The organism is Escherichia sp. HH41S (assembly GCF_009820115.1).
In the GTDB taxonomy this organism is placed as follows: Bacteria; Pseudomonadota; Gammaproteobacteria; order Enterobacterales; family Enterobacteriaceae; genus Escherichia; species Escherichia coli_F.
This window is the reverse complement of sequence record NZ_VNXE01000074.1, coordinates 1-4,178: the sequence shown is the minus strand read 5'-3', so window position 1 is coordinate 4,178 and position 4,178 is coordinate 1. Positions and strand designations below refer to the sequence as shown.

Here is a 4,178-nt window from a genome sequence, read left to right as displayed (position 1 = left end):
TCACTTGGTATTGGTTGTCCTGGCATTGTTATCTCCTTAAAAAATTGAGGCGACAACTATGCTGACACAGGGGGTTATTGAGTGATCTCCTTTCATGAAAATACGCAGTATGGACCATACTATAAGGTGGTAATAACTAGGTAACACCTTTCTCTTTTATATCAATTGGTACCGCATGTGCGTAAGCGCATCATTTAAACCGTCTTTCGCCTCCCTTTCCTGTTTCCGATACTAATGTCCATTTTCGCAGTAAAAGGACATTTAAGATGAATGCACGAAAGGCGGTACTGGCAGATAATCCGGAATTGATCCTGCGTGTGCTACAGCTGAGATTTGACGAGTCACTGTCGTACCCGCGCATTTCTGCGCAGACTGGTGTCAGCAAAACCGCCATTTTTTCTCTGGTGAGGCGATTTCACCAGGTATTCACTGACTGGCCTCTTTCCGGTGAATATTCCTGCGGGCAACTGGCCCGGGCTCTTTTCCCGGGGCGATATCCTTCAACCCCGACCGTGACTCAGCCTGTGAAAGCAGAGAAAACCCGCCGGAACCGATTTTCACCGGAGTTTAAATGGAGACTTGTTCAGCAGACTCTTTTACCCGGTGCCTGTGTCGCACAAATAGCTCGTGAGAACGGAATCAACGATAACCTGCTCTTTAACTGGCGGCATCTCTGGCGTAACGGCGGCCTGCAGCCGCCCGGCGAACATGAAACATCGCTACTTCCCGTGACGTTAACTCCGGAGCCGGATAATAAAATCCCGGCACCAGTGCAGATACCTGAACAGATAAATACACTGCCAGACAGTCTGTGCTGTGAGCTGGTTCTGCCGGCCGGAACTCTCAGGCTTAAAGGTAAACTGACGCCGGCGTTATTACAGACACTTATCCGCGAAATAAAAGGGAGCAGCCACTGATGATATCTCTCCCTGCAGGTTCGCGTATCTGGCTGGTTGCAGGTATCACCGATATGCGAAATGGCTTTAACGGCCTGGCATCAAAAGTTCAGAACGTCCTGAAGGATGACCCGTTCTCCGGACACCTGTTCATCTTCCGCGGACGCCGGGGTGACCAGATAAAAGTGTTGTGGGCTGACAGTGACGGACTGTGCCTCTTCACCAAACGCCTGGAGCGGGGCCGCTTCGTCTGGCCAGTCACCCGTGACGGCAAGGTGCACCTTACTCCGGCTCAGTTATCCATGCTTCTTGAAGGTATCAACTGGGTGTGACAAGAAGTCGCTTAATATATTGTTTTAACATTATTTTGTATAAAACCTGCTATCCCATTAGCAGTAGCCTACCGGGGCAGGCCTGACTGGTAACAGTAGGGACTGGAGCCCCCGGGACAACGTAGCTCCGGGATACCCCGATCGGAATCTGTGAAGATAAGGATTATCTGCAAGCATCATGCGGATGGAGAGCCAGGCTGAACGATATGGTTAACATATGTGAACTGCTGATAAACATCGTTATTCCTGACAAGCCAAAGATGCTGACAGGCTTGAACCAAAAGGTGAGTGACTGGCTATCTCCTTCCAGTTTGGGGATACATGGGCATAAGGTCACCGGTGGATAGGCGGAACCTAACTCGTTCATTTGTATATTAAGCGGAACTTGGTAAGCCCGTATATTTGCCCAACCGGGCAGGCAAACCGTAAGGAATGCTGTGAAGTATGCGGGTAAAGGAGGACGGAAAAAGCGAATGCCGAACGGTAATAGTTCGGATAGGGGTTCAGACTTTGCCCCGGTGTGAAAACACGCCCACTTCCGTCTGGTCTTTAATCGCAGGAAGAACTGCAAAGCCTCTTACAAGGGAGTTCTGAAAGATGAGTACACATTGTCGTGTATCTTCGGCTACCCACGGGTCGCACTGGCACCTCATTAACTGGAGGTACTGTCATCGACGCGTGAAGAAGCTGCAGTTACGTATTGCGAAGGCAACACAGGAACAACAATGGCGTAAAGTTAAAGCTTTACAGCGCATGTTGACCCGCTCGTTTTCCGCCAAAGCACTGGCGGTTAAACGTGTTACTGAAAACACCGGACGTAAAACTCCGGGTGTTGATGGCGAAATATGGCAACATCCCGAATCCAAGTGGTCCGCTATTACCCGGCTCAAACGGAGTGGATACCACCCACTCCCGCTGCGACGAATTTATATTCCCAAGGCAAACGGGAAATTCCGGGCACTGGGAATTCCGACGATGCTGGACAGGGCAATGCAGGCATTATATCTGATGGCTCTGGAGCCACTGTCTGAAATCACGGCTGATCACCATAGTTATGGCTTTCGCCCAATGAGAAGCACTGCAGACGCGATTGAACAGGTTTTCAATGCCTGTGGTAAAAAAGCCTCAGCGGAGTGGATACTGGAGGGCGATATCAGGGGATGTTTTGATAACCTCAGCCATGAGTGGTTAGTATCCCATATTCTCATGGACCGGATGGTCCTGCGGAACTGGCTGAAATCTGGTTATTGTGAAGGAATGTCTTTCTATCCCACGAAAGGCGGAACGCCTCAGGGAGGAATAATCTCTCCGACGCTGATGAACATGGCGCTGGATGGTTTACAATCCTTGCTGGAACGGCGATTTCCATCCACAACGGTACAGGGCCGTAAGGCTAAGATACATCTGGTTCGGTATGCAGACGATTTTGTCATAACTGGAGCAACAGCGGAACTCCTGCGTAATGACGTTATGCCAATAGTTATCGACTTTCTGGCAGAACGGGGATTGATGTTGTCACCAGAAAAGACGCGAATCGTTAATATCAAACAGGGGTTTGATTTTCTTGGACAAAACATCAGGAAATATAAGGGTAAGTTACTCATCAAACCCTCAAGGATGAATCTGAAAAACTTTCTTCACAAGATAAGATCAATTATAGAAAAGAACAAAGCATCGCCTGCATGGTTACTGATATCCCAGCTAAATCCCGTCATTCGGGGATGGGTAAATTATCATCGTCATGTAGTAGCAAAGAAAATGTTCCGCTATATTGATCATCAGATATGGTTAAAAGTGTGGCAATGGTGTGTGAGACGCCATCCAAAGAAAGGTAAACGTTGGATCAGGAATAAGTATTTCACAACCATCGGAATGCGAAACTGGGTTTTCAACGGCAATGATGGTATGAATCGCAAATACACCCTGTTTAAGGCAGACTCAACGCCAATAAAACGCCATACGAAAATCAAAGCAATCGCTACTCCATATGACCCTAAATGGGAATCATATTTCGAGCGCAGACAGGATTATATTCTGGAAAACGCAATATGGGGAAAGAAACGGTTGTTAGCTATATGGAAGTCACAAGGCTCTCTGTGTCCGATATGTCGGCAGCGCATTACCCATGAGACTGGCTGGAACGTACACCATAAGGTGAAGAAAGTGATGGGGGGCGGTGAAGAATTATCTAACCTTGTCTTGTTACATCCAAATTGCCATCGACAGTTACACAGTTGTGAAGCCGGCTCTCTCAAAAAGGGCTTATAAAGGCTTGAGCGGTGTACCGGGAAACCGGTATGCACCGTTCTTAGGGGAGGACAGTCCAGTAATGAACTGTCCTTACCCGACAAGCACCCGAAACGAACGGAACGCGCTGGAATCCGCATATAACCCGTTGTAAAGTGAGGATATGGACACCTCACTTGCTCATGAGAACGCCCGCCTGCGGGCACTGTTGCAGACGCAACAGGACACCATCCGCCAGATGGCTGAATACAACCGCCTGCTCTCACAGCGGGTGGCGGCTTATGCTTCCGAAATCAACCGGCTGAAGGCGCTGGTTGCGAAACTGCAACGTATGCAGTTCGGTAAAAGCTCAGAAAAACTTCGTGCAAAAACCGAACGGCAGATACAGGAAGCACAGGAGCGAATCAGCGCACTTCAGGAAGAAATGGCGGAAACGCTGGGTGAGCAATATGACCCGGTACTGCCATCCGCCCTGCGCCAGTCTTCAGCCCGTAAACCGTTACCGGCCTCACTTCCCCGTGAAACCCGGGTTATCCGGCCGGAAGAGGAATGCTGTCCTGCCTGTGGTGGTGAACTCAGTTCTCTGGGATGTGATGTGTCAGAGCAACTGGAGCTTATCAGCAGCGCCTTTAAGGTTATCGAAACACAACGTCCGAAACAGGCCTGTTGCCGGTGCGACCATATCGTGCAGGCACCAGTACCT

4 protein-coding genes are annotated in these 4,178 nt (G+C 49.3%); all 4 read left to right on the top strand.

All coding sequences use genetic code 11. From position 1 onward, the window contains the following. The first annotated feature begins 266 nt into the window (after nucleotides 1-266). Entirely contained in the window at nucleotides 267-917 is a 651-nt protein-coding gene (tnpA, locus tag FQZ95_RS14950) for an IS66-like element accessory protein TnpA (protein WP_097311539.1), read from the top strand. Further along, complete coding sequence (gene tnpB, locus FQZ95_RS14945; protein ID WP_000624624.1) at nucleotides 917-1,228, top strand: IS66 family insertion sequence element accessory protein TnpB; 312 nt, start codon at nucleotides 917-919, stop codon at nucleotides 1,226-1,228. The genes tnpA and tnpB overlap by 1 nt, the downstream gene beginning before the upstream one ends. Before the next feature lie 597 nt (nucleotides 1,229-1,825). Then, nucleotides 1,826-3,496, top strand: a complete 1,671-nt coding sequence (ltrA, locus tag FQZ95_RS14940; RefSeq protein ID WP_097311540.1) for a group II intron reverse transcriptase/maturase — start codon at nucleotides 1,826-1,828, stop codon at nucleotides 3,494-3,496. 142 nt (nucleotides 3,497-3,638) lie between these two features. After that, nucleotides 3,639-4,178, top strand: a 540-nt coding sequence (locus tag FQZ95_RS14935; RefSeq protein WP_172903210.1) for an IS66 family transposase zinc-finger binding domain-containing protein, incomplete at its 3' end; no start/stop codon positions are given.